Annotated in this window: 17 protein-coding genes; 2 read left to right on the top strand and 15 right to left on the bottom strand. The window is 34.4% G+C overall.

Features of this window, described 5'->3' with window-relative positions; translation table 11 throughout:
• Positions 1–98 precede the first annotated feature (98 nt).
• From EDD66_RS17830 to EDD66_RS17790, 9 genes are all read right to left on the bottom strand, one after another.
• Entirely contained in the window at positions 99–503 is a 405-nt protein-coding gene (locus EDD66_RS17830) for a flagellar protein (RefSeq protein ID WP_123610953.1), read from the bottom strand.
• A gap of 12 nt (positions 504–515) precedes the next feature.
• Positions 516–1,235: a ComF family protein gene (locus EDD66_RS17825; protein WP_243115409.1), complete on the bottom strand. Its 720-nt coding sequence runs from the start codon at positions 1,233–1,235 to the stop codon at positions 516–518.
• Positions 1,236–1,248: 13 nt separating this feature from the next.
• Complete coding sequence (locus EDD66_RS17820) at positions 1,249–2,160, bottom strand: sugar phosphate nucleotidyltransferase (RefSeq protein ID WP_123610952.1); 912 nt, start codon at positions 2,158–2,160, stop codon at positions 1,249–1,251.
• A gap of 468 nt (positions 2,161–2,628) precedes the next feature.
• Entirely contained in the window at positions 2,629–4,851 is a 2,223-nt protein-coding gene (gene recD2, locus EDD66_RS17815) for an SF1B family DNA helicase RecD2 (RefSeq protein WP_123610951.1), read from the bottom strand.
• Positions 4,852–4,919: 68 nt separating this feature from the next.
• Positions 4,920–5,246, bottom strand: a complete 327-nt coding sequence (locus EDD66_RS17810; RefSeq protein WP_123610950.1) for a rod-binding protein — start codon at positions 5,244–5,246, stop codon at positions 4,920–4,922.
• Between the two features lie 3 nt (positions 5,247–5,249).
• On the bottom strand, positions 5,250–6,068 hold the full coding sequence (gene flgG / locus EDD66_RS17805; protein WP_123610949.1) for a flagellar basal-body rod protein FlgG: 819 nt from the start codon (positions 6,066–6,068) through the stop codon (positions 5,250–5,252).
• A gap of 63 nt (positions 6,069–6,131) precedes the next feature.
• Entirely contained in the window at positions 6,132–6,905 is a 774-nt protein-coding gene (locus tag EDD66_RS17800; protein ID WP_123610948.1) for a flagellar hook-basal body protein, read from the bottom strand.
• Between the two features lie 12 nt (positions 6,906–6,917).
• On the bottom strand, positions 6,918–7,907 hold the full coding sequence (gene mreB / locus EDD66_RS17795; protein WP_123610947.1) for a rod shape-determining protein: 990 nt from the start codon (positions 7,905–7,907) through the stop codon (positions 6,918–6,920).
• 258 nt (positions 7,908–8,165) lie between these two features.
• Complete coding sequence (locus EDD66_RS17790; protein ID WP_123610946.1) at positions 8,166–8,966, bottom strand: DeoR/GlpR family DNA-binding transcription regulator; 801 nt, start codon at positions 8,964–8,966, stop codon at positions 8,166–8,168.
• Between the two features lie 124 nt (positions 8,967–9,090).
• Here EDD66_RS17790 and EDD66_RS17785 point away from each other — a divergent pair, with 124 nt between their 5' ends.
• Positions 9,091–9,714 (top strand): HAD family hydrolase, encoded by a 624-nt coding sequence (locus tag EDD66_RS17785; RefSeq protein WP_123610945.1) that lies wholly within the window; start codon positions 9,091–9,093, stop codon positions 9,712–9,714.
• A gap of 106 nt (positions 9,715–9,820) precedes the next feature.
• Here EDD66_RS17785 and EDD66_RS17780 read toward each other — a convergent pair whose 3' ends face one another.
• From EDD66_RS17780 to rpsL, 5 genes are all read right to left on the bottom strand, one after another.
• The gene (locus tag EDD66_RS17780) at positions 9,821–10,408 is read right to left on the bottom strand and encodes a 50S ribosomal protein L25 (RefSeq protein WP_123610944.1); all 588 of its coding nucleotides are present in this window, start codon (positions 10,406–10,408) and stop codon (positions 9,821–9,823) included.
• Between the two features lie 493 nt (positions 10,409–10,901).
• On the bottom strand, positions 10,902–12,095 hold the full coding sequence (gene tuf, locus EDD66_RS17775) for an elongation factor Tu (protein ID WP_123610943.1): 1,194 nt from the start codon (positions 12,093–12,095) through the stop codon (positions 10,902–10,904).
• 219 nt (positions 12,096–12,314) lie between these two features.
• Positions 12,315–14,432 carry an elongation factor G gene (gene fusA / locus EDD66_RS17770; protein WP_123610942.1) on the bottom strand — a complete coding sequence of 706 codons (2,118 nt, stop codon included), beginning with the start codon at positions 14,430–14,432 and terminating at the stop codon, positions 12,315–12,317.
• An 89-nt stretch (positions 14,433–14,521) separates the two neighbouring features.
• Entirely contained in the window at positions 14,522–14,992 is a 471-nt protein-coding gene (gene rpsG / locus EDD66_RS17765; RefSeq protein ID WP_207667816.1) for a 30S ribosomal protein S7, read from the bottom strand.
• 287 nt (positions 14,993–15,279) lie between these two features.
• On the bottom strand, positions 15,280–15,699 hold the full coding sequence (gene rpsL / locus EDD66_RS17760; protein WP_123610940.1) for a 30S ribosomal protein S12: 420 nt from the start codon (positions 15,697–15,699) through the stop codon (positions 15,280–15,282).
• A gap of 209 nt (positions 15,700–15,908) precedes the next feature.
• On the opposite strand from rpsL, the gene EDD66_RS17755 reads away from it, so the two are divergent.
• Positions 15,909–16,319 carry a Fur family transcriptional regulator gene (locus tag EDD66_RS17755; protein WP_123610939.1) on the top strand — a complete coding sequence of 137 codons (411 nt, stop codon included), beginning with the start codon at positions 15,909–15,911 and terminating at the stop codon, positions 16,317–16,319.
• 57 nt (positions 16,320–16,376) lie between these two features.
• On the opposite strand, the gene EDD66_RS17750 is transcribed toward EDD66_RS17755, so the two are convergent.
• A complete protein-coding gene (locus EDD66_RS17750) occupies positions 16,377–17,711 on the bottom strand; it encodes a S1C family serine protease (RefSeq protein ID WP_123610938.1) in 1,335 nt (444 codons plus the stop codon).
• Positions 17,712–17,922: the final 211 nt, after the last annotated feature.

The raw sequence follows: 17,922 nt of genomic DNA, 5'->3' as shown, positions 1-17,922 counted from the left end.
TTAGATATAATCTTGTAAATAAATCGAGAACAGCCATAGCTTCACCGTCTGGTGTTACTATGGCCGTTCTTTATGGCCGTTTTTTTACAGCCCCTGTTCTATTTTTGATCCAAAAAACGCATCTTAGGATTCTCTCTTGGATCTTTCTTTCTTTCAGGTATTGGTTTCTTATATACATCACCAAGATTATTAACCATCTTACTTTTGCACATATTACAATATCGTCCTGTTTTGATTATGGCTCCACAAATCTCACAATCAATTCCAATCGGAGAATCATCGGCAAAAGTTAACCTTTCCTGCCTTATCCAAATCTTAATCTGGGCAGTGGTAACATCATTCGCATCCGATACTTCCTGAACTCCTGCACCTGGATGATCATATATGTACTCTTTCACTTTTTCAAACTTTTTATCTAACTCTTTTAAGCATGATGGACACAGTGGCGGCCCACTTACATAATTAAATATTTTTCCACAATCTTTACAATTTCTAACATCCATATTATAAACCTCCTAAAATCCTTTACCAATGCAAAGGCTTACAAAATATACTTCCGATACCCCATTTTGATGTAAGACATTAGCGCATGCTTCGATAGTGCTACCAGTCGTATAAATATCATCTACTAATATAACTTTGTTAATATGATTATAAGTTTTCATCTTACTCTTGTCTATAGAAAATGCCTGAGTTAAGTTTTTTAATCTTTCTTTATCATTTAAACCTTTTTGTGGCAAGGTTCTTTTGTCACGTATAAGCAAGTCATCTATTACTATAATATCCAAAGCTTTCCCTATTTTTAATGCCAGGATTTGAGCCTGATTATAACCTCTTATCCTTAGCTTTGATTTATGGATTGGAACAGGCACCAGAGCATCTGCTCCAATCTCTTTTATCTTCATATCATAATATTTTAGAAGTTCTTCAACATAAAAATCAGCATATTCTTTTCTATTATAATATTTAAAATCTCCAATGGATTTTCTCATCCTCTTATCATAAACCCATAATGCATATCCTTTTTTATAATGAAAATGCTTTGTTTCACAGTCGTAACAATATTCCTTTTCTTCATTCTCAATCGGTTTACTGCATTTCTTGCATCTGGGTTCTTTTATTACCTGTAATGAAGCCTTACAATCCGGACATGCTTTTTCATTTTTGGGTGTCACAATATCTCCGCATATCGGGCATCGCCTTGGATATATCATGTCTAAAAGTTTTTTTATCAAGCAATTCTCCTAATTAATGAAATAATTTAGCTGGATACACACCCTGTTCAATTAACTTTTTAAAGGAATTAACGACAACATCCTTGTCTTCCTTATATGTTACTCCAAACCAGATGTCTTTTGTCTCTAATACTGTAACCTGAGCTTTATTCTCTCGAATTAAATCATCCACAATGATTGGAACTAAAAATTCTGCCTTCAAATCTTGTCCTTTTACTTTTAAAAATTGTACAAATCTATCTCGTAATTCATCAATAAAATCAGGAGTAAATCCCCACATATTCATGGATACAGAACTATTAGGGTCTAATTTTATCACATTGCCGGATTCTTCTTTTACTATCGGTCCTTCTGGAGTTTTTTCAATTCCATGAGTTTCATCTACTCCAAGTAGAATGCCTTCTTTGCTCACATTGCAGACGCCTCTTGTAACTACTCCATTATCACTTAATGTATTTCCAAGCAAAAATCCTGCCATGCAGAAATTGAATTTATCACCGTTTGATTTACTATTTGATAAGAAGTCATGTACCTTAACAAATGCTTCTTTTCCATAGTAATCATCTGCATTAATAACTGCAAAGGGCTCTTTCACTTTCCCTAAACAACTTAAAATAGCTTGTCCTGTTCCCCATGGTTTTGTTCTCTCTGCAGGCTTCACAAATCCCTCAGGAAGATCATCAAGCTCCTGGAATGCATATTCTACATTGATGTATTTGGAGATTCGATTTCCGATAATTTCCTTGAAATCTACCTCTAAATCTTTTCGTATAATAAATACAACTTTATCAAATCCTGCCTCAATCGCATCATAGATAGAATAATCCATAATAATCTCACCACTTGGGCCAACTGGTTCCAGTTGTTTAATACCTCCTCCAAAACGACTTCCGATTCCTGCTGCCATAATTACTAACGTACTCATAAAAACTAATTCCTCCTAAAACTTTTTTGGAAATATTTGAATATACCATATTTAAAAAATCATACAAATTATTATTCTTAGCTATATTCTAATTCTATAATTTAATTATACACTAAAATGCTGTAAAATACACCTAACATATGGCACAATTTGTAATGTTAAATCTTTCACAATATTGGATGATTCAACATTTGAGCAGAACAGCTCAAAAACGACCTTTTTCGCTCTGCCTTCATGACTAATCATTTACGCAGATTAGCAGCTCAAAACTTCGTTTTTCGCTCTCGTTGCACTTATCCATGGAACTTAGAACATTTATTCAAGCAAGCATGATAAATGTTCTAAGTTCCATGGACTAATCTGCTTATTGTTCATATTATACCATATCCACTAAATTCGAAAACACCTTATTAAGTGGATAGGTATATATTCTCACTAAGCTCGAGAATACCTCGCTAAGTGTTCATATTATATCATATTTATGTCTTTAATTCTAGTATCCAGACTGGAATATCGTCTTTGCTCGCTTTCATTGTCGATCATATGCTGTACCATATCTTTTGAACCTACTATGGTAACACATGATTTTGCTCTCGTTACAGCTGTATATAATAGATTCCGGTTAAACAGCATATTAGGTCCACTAAGAATTGGCATAACCACAGCAGGATATTCACTGCCTTGAGATTTGTGTATTGTTATAGCATATGCCAATTCTAATTCATCCACATTAGTAAAACTGTATTCTACAAGCCGGCCTTCATCAAATTCTACCGTCAAATTCTCAGCAAAAAGATTTATCTCTTTAATAATGCCTGCATCTCCATTAAATACTCCAGTACCTGCATCAACGGTAATTCCATACTTACTTTTTATCTCCCAAGGTATCTGATAATTATTTTTTATTTGCATCACTTTATCCCCTTCACGGAAAATACCCTGGCTAAATTCTTTTTCTTTTTTATCATTGGAAGACGGATTTAAATATTGCTGCAATACCTGATTTAATCTTTCTACTCCCAGTTCTCCTTTTCTCATTGGAGTTAAAACCTGAATGTCAAAAGGAGTTGCATTAACATAACCTGGAAGCTTTTTATTAATAAGAGTAATCAGAACACTAATAATTACATTTACATCATTTCGTTGTAAAAAGAAAAAATCCTTACTGTTATTATCTAATGCAATGGGTTCTCCTGCGTTAATCTTATGGGCATTGATAATAATATCGCTTTCACTTGCCTGCCTGAATATTTTTGTGAGCATGACTACGTTGAAATTATGAGAACGAATAATATCTTTTAGCACATTGCCCGGTCCCACAGATGGCAGCTGGTTTACATCTCCTACCAGAATTAATCTTGTTCCTACTGTAACAGCTTTCAGCAAAGCATGTATTAAATGAATATCCACCATAGACATTTCATCAATAATAATGGCATCCGCTTCTAAAGGATTTTGTTCATTTCTTTCAAAATTATATCTTGAATCAGAATCTTCTGGCGCTCCTGTCAATTCTAAAAGTCTATGTATTGTCTGAGCTTCATATCCAGTGGTTTCTGACATTCGTTTTGCTGCTCTGCCAGTTGGAGCTGCTAACAGGATATCGAGTCCTTCTGTTTCAAAAAATTTTATAATAGCATTAATTGTAGTAGTCTTACCTGTACCGGGACCACCTGTTATTACTAATAAGCCATTACGGGCCGCCTCTACAACGGCAGTTTTCTGCATTTCATCCAATTCAATACTTGACTGCTGTGTAAAAACATTTAATCTTTTTTCTATCTCCTGCAATGAAAAATCGTATTTTATGTTTAAATCGCATAACATTCTTGCAACATTAAGTTCTAAATAATATAGTAAGGAACTGTAGATCACCTTTTGGTCATCCTGCTCTTTTAATATAATTCGTTTATCAATCATCATATCCATGAGGTGATGATCAATTTTATCTTTCTCTATACATAACAGCCCTGCAGTTCTTTCAAGCAATATGCTCTCCGGCAAATAAATGTGACCTGAGCTGCTGGCTTGTAATAATACATAAAGAATGCCGGCTTTGATACGGTAATCCGAGTCCGTACCAATCCCTACTTTAGCTGCTATTTCATCTGCTAATTTAAAGCCGATTCCACTAATATCATCTGCCAGTTTATATGGATTTTCTTTAATAATATCATATAGTTTTGGACCATACTCATTATAAATTTTAACAGCAAAATTGGTTGAAATGCCATATTGACCTAAAAATAACATTACACTTCGCATTTCACGCTTTTCATCAAACTGAATCGCAATTTCTCTGGCTTTCTTTTCACTGATTCCTTTTACCTCTGCAAGTCTCTCTGGTTCTTCCTCAATAATACGAAATGTATCCTTTTTGAATCTTTTTACAATTCTTGCGGCTAATGCTGCTCCAATCCCTTTAATGGCACCTGATCCTAAATATCTCTCCATTGAGAATAAATCTTCTGGTTCTTTTACCTCATAGGTTTTTACTAAAAACTGCTCTCCATAAAGCTGATGAGAAGTATAGCTGCCTTCTGCCCGGATATATTCTCCCTCACTAATAAAGGTAAATGTCCCAACCAGAGTAATATCATCATCTTCACTAGAAAGGCTTAAGACTGTATAACCATTCTCAGCATTTCTATATACAATTTTCTCAACATACCCTTCTAGTACTTCTGCCAATTGTATTTCACCTCTTTGCCTTCGTGTAAAAAAAGGGGAGTCTCCTTAAGACACCCCTTTATAAATATCTATTGATTTCTTTTCATGGATTCATATAACATTTGAGCAATTCCAAAACCTTGTGTATCAGTTGCATCTTCTGCATAATTTTGATACATCATATCCTTAAAATAACTGACATATTCACCATCTTCTTCGGTCTTTGTAATGGTAGATTCCATTTTTTTAAAAACCTGTTCTAAAAGATAAGATTCAAAACTTTTGCAGACTTCCATTAATTCTTCATCAGTGGAATCCTCAATTTTGTTTGATAATGAATTTTCTAATTTATTCGTTTTATTCGAATTATTTAAAGTGGCATTATATAAAGAATCTGTTCCAATCGAAATACTCATCTATTATCTCCTTAGATTGTTTGCCTGCTGCAGCATCTCATCAGATGCTGTAATTGTTTTTGAATTCATCTCATATGCTCTTTGTGCTACAATTAAATTAACCATTTCATCAACAGCTTGTACATTAGAGCCTTCTACATATCCTTTAAGTATCTTACTTCTAGTAATACTTGGATCTTCTGACTCTAATCTGGGTTCTCCTGATGCCGCAGTAGCTTTATATAAACTTTCTGACATCTTCTCTAAACCGGCTGGATTATTGAATTGCACAATACCAATCTGAACACCAATAGGCTGTGGATTGTTATTTGCATCCGGATAACTGATGATTCCATTGTCATCAATAGTAATCTTAGAGGTATCATATGTTTCATCAAACATAATTGGTGCTCCGTTCGTATCTAATACAGCTTTTCCGCTGGAAGTAGCAAGTACTGTGGTTCCATTGTTTCCAATCGCTAAATTAAAGGAACCATTTCTAGTGTAACCAACACTGCCATCTTGTTGTTGTACCATAAAGAAACCTTTTCCTTGAATTGCAAAGTCATAATCATTTTTTGTTTCTTGCAAAGTACCCTGGGTAAACTGAGATGAAATTGCGGAATTTCTTACACCAAGGCCAACCTGAACACCAACCGGTTTTGGTTCCCCTAAATTATTGGTGGATTCAGCTTGAATTGTTTGATATAGCAAAGATTTAAATTCTACTGTTTCTCTTTTATAACCACTGGTATTTACATTAGCTAAATTATTAGATATTGTATCTACATTCGTTTGCTGTGCTATCATACCTGAAGCAGCAGTCCATAATGAACGCATCATAATCCAAAACCCCTCTCTTATGTGTATGATCCAATTATACTCTTTATCTGCTAAAATATATCATCAAACTTTACCTACAGAATTAACTGCATGGTCAAGCATAGTATCTACTGTCTGAATTACTTTTTGGTTTGCTTCATAAGCACGTGTAATTGATATCATTTGAACCATCTCAGAAACCACATTGATATTGGATTGTTCTGTAAACCCTTGATGAATCAGTCCGGTTCCATCCATCTCCACTGCGCCTTCTACTGTTTCATACATGTTATCACCGAACTTCTTAAGATAGGAATAATCTTCAAAGTCTGTAATTTTAATCCTGTCAATCAATACGTTATCTGCATATACAGATCCGTCCGTTGCAATTCTTACATCAGCAGCATCTACCGGAACCATTAATTCGCCATTTTCGCTTTTTAAATGATTTCCATTCGTATCTACAATAAAACCTTCAGCAGTTCTTTTGAAAGAACCATCTCTGGTATATTTTGTTGTTTCATTGCCTTCTTTATCCACAACATTAACTGCAAAAAATCCTTTTCCTTCAATTGCTAAATCATAAGTATTTCCAGTTTCTCTAAGGGATCCTTGACCGTAATCAGTATATACTTCTCCAATTTTAACACCAAGACTCATATCTCCTATGACTTTGTCCTGATATGCCTCAGAAGCATCACGGATTTTAATAGTTAAGACATCATCAAAGGATTGATTTGTTACTCCCTCTTTCTTATAGCCAACTGTAGCAGAATTAGCAATATTATTACTAATAATATCTAATCGTTTTTGCTCATTTGCCATTCCAGTGTAACCAGTATATAAACCTCTTACCATAGAAACCTCTCCTTAGTCTCTCTTACCACTTAAGAACTCAACAAATTTTCCTGTGCCGATAGCAACTGCTGTCATAGGATCTTCTGCTGTCATAGTAGTAATACCTGTTTTTGTTTCAATTAATTGTTCCAATCCATATAATAAACAACCGCCACCTGTTAATACGATACCACGATCTGCAATATCTGCAGCTAATTCAGGCGGAGTCTTTTCAAGTACACTGTGAACAGCTTCAACAATCTGAGAAGTTGTTTCCCTTAAAGCTTCTTCTGTTTCTTCAGATGTAACAGTAATTGTCTTTGGAAGTCCTGTAACAAGATTACGTCCTCTGACATCTAAGGATACTATCTCTGGGCGAGGATACGCGGAGCCTATCTTTATTTTAATATCTTCTGCGGTTCTTTCACCGATCAAAAGATTATGTTTTTTACGCATATATCTTACAATTGCTTCATCAAAATCATCACCGGCAATTTTAATGGAAGTACTAACTACAGTTCCTCCAAGAGAGATAACAGCAATATCAGAAGTTCCTCCTCCAATATCAACAATCATATTGCCACATGGTCTGGATATATCAATACCTGCTCCAATTGCTGCGGCAATTGGTTCTTCAATGATTGCTACTTCTCTTGCACCAGCTTGATATGTTGCATCTTCTACCGCTTTTTTCTCCACTTCTGTAACACCACTTGGTACACATACGCTAATTCTTGGCTTTCTGAAACGTTGTTTACCAACGGCTTTCTGAATGAAATATTTTAGCATCTTTTCTGTCACAGTATAATCTGAAATAACACCTTGACGAAGTGGGCGAACAGCTACTATATTGCCTGGTGTCCTGCCAAGCATTAATCTGGCTTCTTCTCCTATAGCTTTAATTTTATTTGTATCTCTATCAAAAGCGATAACTGATGGTTCTTTTAAAACCACACCCTTACCTTTTATATAAACTAAAACGCTTGCGGTTCCTAAATCAATTCCGATGTCACTGCCTAACATATCTAATCTCCTTTCGATTATATGAAATAATCAATCTAACTATATAACTCTCTCTCTAATTTTTTCCATTACTGTGTAAGTTAAACACATCCTATTATATTATAAACGTTATCTGGGAATTTTTCAAAGGAAATTTTTAAATTTCTAATTAAATATCTATTTTTTTCCACTTTTAGACTTAAGAATGTTGAATTTCATCACATCTTGTTATTCTGATTTAACTGGTTGTTTATCAAAACTTAAAACTATAATTTATTTTTAACAGATTATTAATTCTCTATTTACTTTTATGATATCTTTTTCCATATCATCCTCTATTTCTTCATCAGTTAATATATAACTGAATTCTGATAGATCATTATATTTTATAAGAGATTTTGATAAGAACTTAGTATGGTCTACCAGAAGAAAGGATGCCTCACTATGTTCACACATAGTCTGCTTTATTTTTGCATCAATCTCATCTGGAGTTGTGGCACCAAAATCAGGTTTACAGGCTATCGCCCCTAAAAAAGCTTTGTCAACATAATAGCGTCTTAAAAAATCGATTGTGTCGCAATCAATGGTCCCTCCTGTACCTTCCCGATATACCCCGGGTGCTAAAATTATTTTTATCTTGGCATTGCTGCTCATATATTGCACTATAGATAGGGAATTTGTAATAATTGTTCCATGAATGTCAGGAAAGTACTTAGCCATTTGCAATACTGTCGTGCCGGTATCCATAAATATGGTATCTCCATCTTTTAAAAATTCTACTGCTTTTCTTCCGATTTTTCTTTTATTCATTATCATTTTTTCATTTCTGAGAATAAAGTCAGGAGTCATGATTCTATCATGTCTAATATGGGCGCCTCCATAGTTAGTTTCCAGAATTCCCTGCTTTTCAAAAAAATTTAAATCTCTTCGAATGGTCATGGTAGATACCGAAAATTCTTTGGCTAAAATGCTAACGGATACACTTCCATCCTTTTCTAATCTTCTCATTATTTCTCTACGCCGGTTCATGGCACTTATAATCTCATCCTGTCCTTCAGCACACACTATTTTTTGTTTCATTGAACATGATTCCTTTCTAAATCAAGTAAAATACAACGCAATAGAACATTTATATTATATCGTTTATGTGCTATTATAAACTTATTCTTTTAATTCAGCAATATAAATTTACCGGAGGTTACTAATGAAATATAAAGCTTTAATATTCGATATTGATGGAACATTACTTGATACTGAGTCTTGTGTTCTTATTTCATTGCAACATACTCTATATCGTGCAACGGGAAAAATGTATAAGAAAGAAGATTTATATTTTGCATTAGGTATTCCTGGAGAGGATGCACTAAAACAATTAGGAATACCTAATGTAAAATACGTTATGAATATATGGGAAGAATATTATAAACAGTACTCTTTTATGACAAAGAATTTTCCAGGGATGTATGAAACACTTGATAAACTGAACTCAAAAAATATTACTCTGGGAATTGTAACTTCTAAAACCAGAAAAGAGTATAAAAATGACTTTGAGCCTCATCCATTTTCTAATTTCTTCCCTATCAGCATCTGCGCTGATGATACTCTTCTTCATAAACCTAATCCCGAACCTCTTTTGTCAGCATTAGAAAAGCTTAAAGTTAATCCTTACGAAGCTATTTATATTGGAGATTCATGCTACGATATGGAATGTGCCAAAAAAGCGAATGTAGCAGGTGCATTGGCTTTATGGGGATGCCGCTTACCTGATAATATTAGTGCAACGTGGAAATTAACATCGCCTCCAGATATATTTTCGATTTTAGAATAAATTATAGTTGAACAGAACAAAAACAAAAGTGGCCAATCCCCTAAACTATGATTGACCACTTCCCATGAAATATTTGAACTTTATTTCTATATCATATATTAATATGTCATTCATTCTCTTCTTCCACTATTTCATTTGATCTAGGCTCATTAATTGATAATACAATCTGATCAGGATCATTATCAATAGTCAGACCGTCAGATGTCTTAAGATCACCAATTTTAATAACATCACCTGGTTTCAGATCTGTCGCATCAATATCAATAGAATCTGGAATGTCTTGTGGCAAGCCCTTAATTATTACAATATCTGTTTGCAACAATAATAAAAATTTCCTTGCTTCTAATAATTCTTTGTTAATGATCTTAATTGGTACTTCTAATTTTGTTTCTTCTGATAATGATACTTTTTGAAAATCAACATGGGCAAAATCAGAAATAATATGTCCGTATTGTATTTCTTTTATTAAAACTAAATCATTAGCAGCTTCCGATCTATCAAGTTCAAAAACAGCATTTCTTCCAAATTCCTTTATTGCCCTTCTTAAGTCATCTGTTCTTACCGCTACTGGCTCTGACACCAGATTTCTTCCATAAACGATACCTGGAACATATCCAGATTTTCTTAACCTATTTCTTTCACCATTACTTAAGTTCGTTCTTTTTTCAACTCGAAGTTTACCTCTTTCAGACATTTTAAAGCCTCCTATTTTTTATTATTTGTATTTTTATCACACAAAAAAGTCACCACAACCCTAATTATATATAAATAAATATAAATGTCAAGATTTGGTGTTCATTTTACAGTTAATAAAGGCTTTTTTATATCAAAATATAGTTCGGAGTTTTTATTTATATTATATTTTAAGAATTTTTATTATTTTTAATACAATTTGTAGATTTATATATATTATTTGTGTTTTTAGTCTACTATTTTCTTGCTTTTTGTCGGAATATTGGGATGTATAAGAAATAATAGTTATAAATGAGATTTGTGTAATTGCACAAAGCGCAATTACTACGCGCATTCGCCAGATAAAGTAATAATCATAATAAGATTTGCGTAATTGCACAAAGCGCAATTACTACGCGCATTCGCGCTTTATAGATAAAAGTAAAAATGCCCTGCTGCAAGTAAACTTGCGCAGGACATTTTTATTTTATCTGCAAATCTTATTATGATCGCGATTATTCTACGATAGATGCAACTCTACCTGAACCTACTGTACGTCCACCTTCACGAATAGCGAAGCTTAAACCTTGAGCCATAGCGATTGGGTGAATTAATTCGATTGACATTTCAATGTTGTCACCAGGCATACACATTTCAACACCTGCTGGTAAGTTACAAACACCAGTAACGTCAGTTGTTCTGAAATAGAATTGTGGTCTATAGTTATTGAAGAAAGGAGTATGACGTCCACCTTCATCTTTAGTTAATACGTAAACTTGAGCTGTAAATTTCTTGTGACAAGTAATTGAACCTGGTTTACAAAGAACTTGACCTCTTTCGATTTCTGTTCTTTGAACACCACGAAGAAGTGCACCGATGTTATCACCAGCTTGAGCTTCATCAAGAAGTTTTCTGAACATTTCAATACCAGTTACAACAACTTTACGAGTTTCTTCTTTAATACCAACGATTTCAACTTCTTCATTAACATGAAGAACACCACTTTCAACACGGCCTGTAGCAACAGTACCACGTCCAGTAATTGAGAAGATATCTTCGATTGGCATTAAGAATGGTTTGTCAGTTTCTCTCTTAGGATCTGGAATCCATTCGTCAACTGCTTTCATTAATTCAAGGATCTTATCTCCCCATTCACTTGTTGGATCTTCAAGAGCTTTAAGAGCAGAACCTTGGATGATTGGAGTATCATCACCAGGGAATTCATATTCGCTTAATAATTCTCTAACTTCCATTTCAACTAATTCAAGAAGTTCAGGATCATCAACCATATCACATTTGTTTAAGAAAACAACGATGTATGGAACGCCTACCTGACGAGAAAGTAAGATATGCTCTTTTGTTTGAGCCATAACACCGTCAGTTGCAGCAACAACAAGGATAGCACCATCCATTTGAGCAGCACCAGTAATCATGTTCTTTACATAATCGGCATGGCCTGGGCAGTCAACGTGAGCATAATGTCTTTTTTCTGATTCATATTCTACGTGAGAAGTTGAGATAGTGATACCTCTTTCTCTTTCTTCTGGAGCCTTATCGATTTTATCAAAGGCAACTGCTTCACCAGTACCTAATCTTTGATGAAGAGTAGTAGTGATTGCTGCAGTTAATGTAGTTTTACCATGGTCAACGTGACCGATAGTTCCAATATTAGCATGTGGTTTGTTTCTTTCAAACTTAGCTTTTCCCATTTCTAAACGTCCTCCTTAAAATATGCCTCTTGGCAAATACTATTCTTTGATGAGCCATAGCTCTATCTGGGTTTTACAATAGAATTTTCTTCTCTATCGCATATATCGGCACTCCCAATCATGGGAGTACCGTCTCATATGACTAATTATATTTCATATTAGAAATATTTTCAAGCAAAATATAATGATACTACAAAATTATAATAATTTGCTTTATTATTATTTTCCTACGGAAGCAAGAACTTTTTCTTGTACATTCTTAGGTACTTGTTCATATTTATCAAAGAACATAGAATAGTTACCACGTCCTTGAGTTTTTGAACGAAGGTCTGTTGAATAACCAAACATTTCTGATAATGGCACAAAGCCTTTAACCATCTTGCCGCCACCGATGTCTTCCATACCTTCAATACGACCACGACGTGAATTGATATCACCAATAACATCGCCCATATATTCTTCCGGCATAGTAACTTCGACTCTCATGATAGGCTCGATTAATACAGGACTTGCCTTTGCCATGGCTTCTTTAAATGCTAAAGAACCAGCAATGTGGAATGCCATTTCATTGGAATCGACTTCATGGTAAGAACCGTCATATACAGTCGCTTTAACACCAAGTACTGGGAATCCACCAAGAATACCTGCTTTTGTAGCTTCTTCAATACCTTCACCAACTGCAGGGATATATTCCTTAGGAATTGCACCACCGACAACTGTAGAAGTAAATTCAAATGTTTTTTCTGCATTTGCATCCATTGGCTCAAATTTAACTTTACAGTGACCATATTGTCCACGACCACCAGACTGTTTTGCATACTTGCTATCAACATCAACAGCCTTAGTAAATGTTTCTTTGTAAGCAACTTGAGGTGCACCTACATTAGCTTCTACATGGAATTCACGAAGAAGACGATCTACAATAATCTCAAGGTGAAGTTCACCCATACCAGAGATGATTGTTTGACCAGTTTCATGATTTGTATAAGCTCTAAATGTTGGATCTTCTTCAGCAAGTTTTGCTAAAGCTTCACCCATCTTACCTTGGCCAGCTTTTGTCTTAGGTTCAATAGCTACGTCGATAACTGGTTCTGGGAATTCCATTGATTCAAGAATAACTGGATGTTGTTCATCACAGATAGTATCACCAGTTGTTGTAAATTTAAAACCAACTGCTGCTGCAATGTCACCAGAATATACTTTATCAAGTTCTTCTCTCTTATTGGCATGCATCTGTAAGATACGTCCAACACGTTCCTTTTTACCTTTTGTAGCATTTAATACATATGAACCTGAGTTCATTGTACCTGAGTAAACTCTAAAGAATGCTAACTTACCTACGAATGGGTCAGTCATAATCTTAAATGCAAGCGCTGAGAAAGGTTCTTCATCAGAAGAATGTCTTTCCACTTCATTACCATCTTCATCAATACCTTGAATTGATGCAATGTCAGTTGGAGCTGGCATAAATTCTAGAACTGCATTAAGAAGTTTTTGAACACCTTTATTTCTATATGCTGTACCACAACATACAGGAATAATTTCAACATTACAAGTAGCTTTTCTAAGAGCTGCTTTTAACTGTTCATTAGATGGTTCTTCTCCATCTAAATACATCATCATTAATTCATCATCTGTTTCACAGATTTTTTCTATCATATCAGTTCTATATTCATCTGCTTGCTCTTTCATATCGTCAGGAATCGGCGCGATACTAATATCATCACCTTTTTCATCATTATATATATAAGCCTGCATTTCAAATAGGTCAATAATACCTTTAAATTCATCTTCTTTACCAATTGGTAATTGAATAGGAACAGCATTTTTTCCTAATCTTGTTTTGATTTGTTCTACTGCATTGTAGAAGTTTGCACCTAAGATATCCATCTTATTAATGAATGCCATTCTTGGTACAGAGTATTTATCAGCTTGACGCCATACATTTTCAGATTGAGGTTCAACGCCACCTTTAGCGCAGAATACACCTACGGCACCATCAAGTACACGTAATGAACGCTCAACTTCTACTGTAAAGTCAACGTGACCTGGTGTATCAATAATATTGATACGATGTTCAAGAGCACCTTCTTTTTTCTTGGTTTCTTCTTGTAACGTCCAGTGACAAGTTGTAGCCGCTGAAGTAATTGTGATACCTCTTTCTTGTTCCTGCTCCATCCAGTCCATGGTTGCAGTACCTTCATGAGTATCACCGATTTTATAGTTTACACCGGTATAGTATAAGATACGTTCTGTAAGCGTAGTCTTACCAGCATCAATATGTGCCATAATACCAATGTTCCTAGTTCTCTCTAACGGATATTCTCTTCCAGCCAAAGATTTTTCCTCCTTAATATATTTGTGTTCAATAGAGTAAAGATTTTTACTCTATTTTCTCTGCATTGTAAAGCAAATTTAGGCTGCTATTACCATCTGTAATGAGCGAATGCCTTGTTTGCTTCTGCCATTTTGTGCATATCTTCTTTTTTCTTAACAGCTGCACCAGTGTTATTAGCGGCATCTAGTAATTCATTCGCTAATCTCTCTTGCATTGTTTTTTCTCCTCTTTTACGAGAATATAAAGTAATCCAACGAAGTGCTAATGCTTGTCTTCTGTCTGGTCTTACTTCGATAGGCACTTGGTATGTTGCTCCACCGATACGTCTAGCTTTAACTTCTAGAACTGGCATAATGTTATTCATAGCTTCTTCAAAAACTTCAACAGCTTCTTTACCAGTCTTTTCTGCTATGGTATTAAATGCACCGTATACGATTTTTTGTGCAACACCCTTCTTACCGTCTAACATAATGTTATTGATAAGTTTGGTAACAACTTTATTGTTGTATAATGGATCTGCTAAAACATCTCTTTTTTGTATATGTCCTTTACGTGGCACGTTGCTTCCCTCCTTAATAGAATACTAGATTATACGATCATTCATATAATCTTAATTGATTCTTAGGTACTCACATTAATTCATTCTGTGTTCGTGCGGAACTTAAATTTATATTCAACCTGCAACCTACAGGCTACAACCAAGATGAAAATCACTTTTTATCTCGTTTAAATAAACTCTTTAATCCGGCACTTTTAATTGGCAATAATAAAAGAATATTCAATTATCATTGTCATGAATTAGTGAAGAAATACAATCAAATCAATACCTGGTTTAATTGTCTTATCTTATTTTGCGTCTTTAGGTCTCTTCGCTCCATATTTAGAACGAGCCTGTCTTCTCTTAGCTACACCTGCAGTATCAAGTGTACCTCTTACGATGTGGTATCTAGTACCTGGTAAATCTTTTACCCTACCACCTCTAATAAGAACAACACTATGCTCCTGTAAGTTATGTCCCTCACCTGGGATATAGCTTGTTACTTCAATTCCGTTTGAAAGACGAACTCTGGCAATTTTTCTAAGCGCTGAGTTAGGTTTCTTAGGAGTAGCAGTTCTAACTGCAGTACACACACCTCTTTTTTGTGGTGAAGAACTGTCAGTTGTTCTCTTGTTTAGAGAGTTGAAACTCTTTTGAAGTGCTGGAGAAGTTGACTTTTTCTCGATAGACTGTCTACCTTTTCTTACTAATTGGTTAAAAGTTGGCATTAATTTTCACCTCCTGTGATATTGGTTATGCTTGTGGTTGCTTGCACTTAATGTACAACCTAATCTGTGCATTTTAAATAGTTATTAGAATGCACACTAACTGATTATAGCTTAGGCATTTTATGTTGTCAAGGGGTTTTCTCTTTCATTGACAAACTTTGATGATAGGTCTATAATTGAACAAGAATTCAAGTCTAGGAGTGAGAACTATGGAGAAAGAAATTCTTAAATCTGTAGAATTAAAAAATACAAAAAAAAGACAAATTATACTTTCTATATTGGAAAAAGCTCATAAACCATTAACTGCAGAAGAAATCTATGCTCAGACTATCGGCCAGACCCGTATGAGTTTCTCAACTGTTTATCGATCCCTTGGGGCATTAACAGAAAAACAGATACTTATGAAAGAATTAATGCAGGATGGTAAAACATATTACCAATTTAATAATAATAATCATAAACACCTTTTAGTTTGTAGTATATGTGGTGAAATTATACCAATTGATGATTGTCCCCTTCATAAATTAGAGAATGATCTGGTTTCTAAAACCGGATATATAATTACAGGACATAGCTTAGAATTTAATGGGATCTGTCCAAAATGTACAGAAAAATTTTAACAGGGTAGTCTTGCAAATCAAACAATTTTGCAAGGCTACCCTGTTTTTTTAGAAAAACTACTTTTTATTTCCCAATGTTATATTTACAGTTGTTTCATTATCATCTTCTTTGGTTGTTCTCTTAAATGTTAACTCAACCACATCCTGAGGCTGATACTCCATCAATATATTATTTAATGCTACCATTGAAACTGTCTTTTTATCCTCAATTGCTAAAATCACATCTCCACTTTTAATCCCTGCATTGAATGCCGGTGATTTTGCTTTCACTTCTGTAACATAAATACCAGTTGTAAGACCATAACTTTTTGCAATTTCTGAGGTCATATCCGCTCCAATAATCCCAACGGACGCCATGGCTTTATTATTTACTAATCTCTCTATCACAGGTTTAATACGGGATATAGAAAGTACAGTATTAATATTTTCATTAAAATCAGATTTGAATTTCTGGGTTATGATTCCAACAATCTCCCCTTTTAAATTTGCAATGACTCCATCACCATTTGGATTATCATTAATATTTGTATTAAATAATTCTATTTTGTTATCTACAGTATAAATGGAATTAGAATCATTGGTAATCATACCAAGTTCCATTGAGTCTGAATATCCATTGGGATTACCCAGTGCCAGGACCGGGTCTCCTGCATTAAGAAGATAGGATTCTCCTAGCTTTGCCACTTCTATTTTTTTTAAAGTTCCTTCCGGTACCTGGGATACATCTACAATTATAACTGCCAAATTCAATTCATTATCGCTTCGCTGAAACTCTCCAGCTACTGATATGTTATCTTGAAATGTCACTTTAATATTATCTTCTGAAACAATCTTATTATTAGAAGTAAGAATATAAATGTTTGTACTATCTTTTGCAAGAATAATTCCTGATGTTATACTTTCCGATTCATAGTCATTATTAAACCAGTCTACAGCCTTTTCTGCACTGGTAATTTTAACGACTGATTTATTCACTCCCGCTGCCACTTCATTAATTTTTGAATACATTGTAACATAATCAGAAACATCTGCTTTTACAGAATTCTCAATCACAATAGTTTTATTTTCATCCTCTGTTTCTTCCCCTTGCTTATCTGTATTATCCTTAGGCTCAGATACATTTCCCTGGTTCTTACTATCCTCTCCTGGATCTATGGAAGGGAATTTAATGGTGTCTTTTTTCTCGGAAATGCCTAAAATATTATTGAATAATGATTCTGATACGCAAAAAACATATCTGGCAATAAGTCCAAATATCACCGCTAAAACAACTGTAATTAAGAAAATTCCAATTATTCTCTTGGTTTTATTCTCTTTTTTAGGCACAATCTGTTCTTGAATAAAAGAAAATTCGCTCTCTTCATTATTGGTTTCTTTCCAATCAGCAGACATATTTTTCTCCTTCTTGAATTATGTACTATAAATCAAATGGCTAAAATCCTCTGGATTACTCTGTTGCTTTATCTTGTTACGCAGATTAGGAACTCAGAAACTTACGTTTCTTCGCTCACGTTGCACTTATCCAAGGAAATCATGACATTTATTCAAGCAAGCTTGAATGGTCGAATCTCTTGGCTCATCTCTTGCGCAGATTAGGAACTCA

This window comes from Mobilisporobacter senegalensis, assembly GCF_003752155.1.
Lineage (GTDB): Bacteria > Bacillota > Clostridia > Lachnospirales > Lachnospiraceae > Mobilisporobacter > Mobilisporobacter senegalensis.
Note: the sequence above shows the minus strand (reverse complement) of the source record. Positions and strands in the feature narration are given on the sequence as shown.

Bases quoted from the DNA above. Each gene is read 5' to 3' on its own strand.
- EDD66_RS17830 (WP_123610953.1), bottom strand. From the start codon at position 503: ATGGATGTTAGAAATTGTAAAGATTGTGGAAAAATATTTAATTATGTA.
- EDD66_RS17820 (WP_123610952.1), bottom strand. From the start codon at position 2,160: ATGAGTACGTTAGTAATTATGGCAGCAGGAATCGGAAGTCGTTTTGGA.
- EDD66_RS17810 (WP_123610950.1), bottom strand. From the start codon at position 5,246: ATGAGTATTTCGATTGGAACAGATTCTTTATATAATGCCACTTTAAAT.
- flgG (WP_123610949.1), bottom strand. From the start codon at position 6,068: ATGATGCGTTCATTATGGACTGCTGCTTCAGGTATGATAGCACAGCAA.
- EDD66_RS17800 (WP_123610948.1), bottom strand. From the start codon at position 6,905: ATGGTAAGAGGTTTATATACTGGTTACACTGGAATGGCAAATGAGCAA.
- mreB (WP_123610947.1), bottom strand. From the start codon at position 7,907: ATGTTAGGCAGTGACATCGGAATTGATTTAGGAACCGCAAGCGTTTTA.
- EDD66_RS17790 (WP_123610946.1), bottom strand. From the start codon at position 8,966: ATGAAACAAAAAATAGTGTGTGCTGAAGGACAGGATGAGATTATAAGT.
- EDD66_RS17785 (WP_123610945.1), top strand. From the start codon at position 9,091: ATGAAATATAAAGCTTTAATATTCGATATTGATGGAACATTACTTGAT.
- EDD66_RS17780 (WP_123610944.1), bottom strand. From the start codon at position 10,408: ATGTCTGAAAGAGGTAAACTTCGAGTTGAAAAAAGAACGAACTTAAGT.
- tuf (WP_123610943.1), bottom strand. From the start codon at position 12,095: ATGGGAAAAGCTAAGTTTGAAAGAAACAAACCACATGCTAATATTGGA.
- rpsL (WP_123610940.1), bottom strand. From the start codon at position 15,699: ATGCCAACTTTTAACCAATTAGTAAGAAAAGGTAGACAGTCTATCGAG.
- EDD66_RS17755 (WP_123610939.1), top strand. From the start codon at position 15,909: ATGGAGAAAGAAATTCTTAAATCTGTAGAATTAAAAAATACAAAAAAA.
- EDD66_RS17750 (WP_123610938.1), bottom strand. From the start codon at position 17,711: ATGTCTGCTGATTGGAAAGAAACCAATAATGAAGAGAGCGAATTTTCT.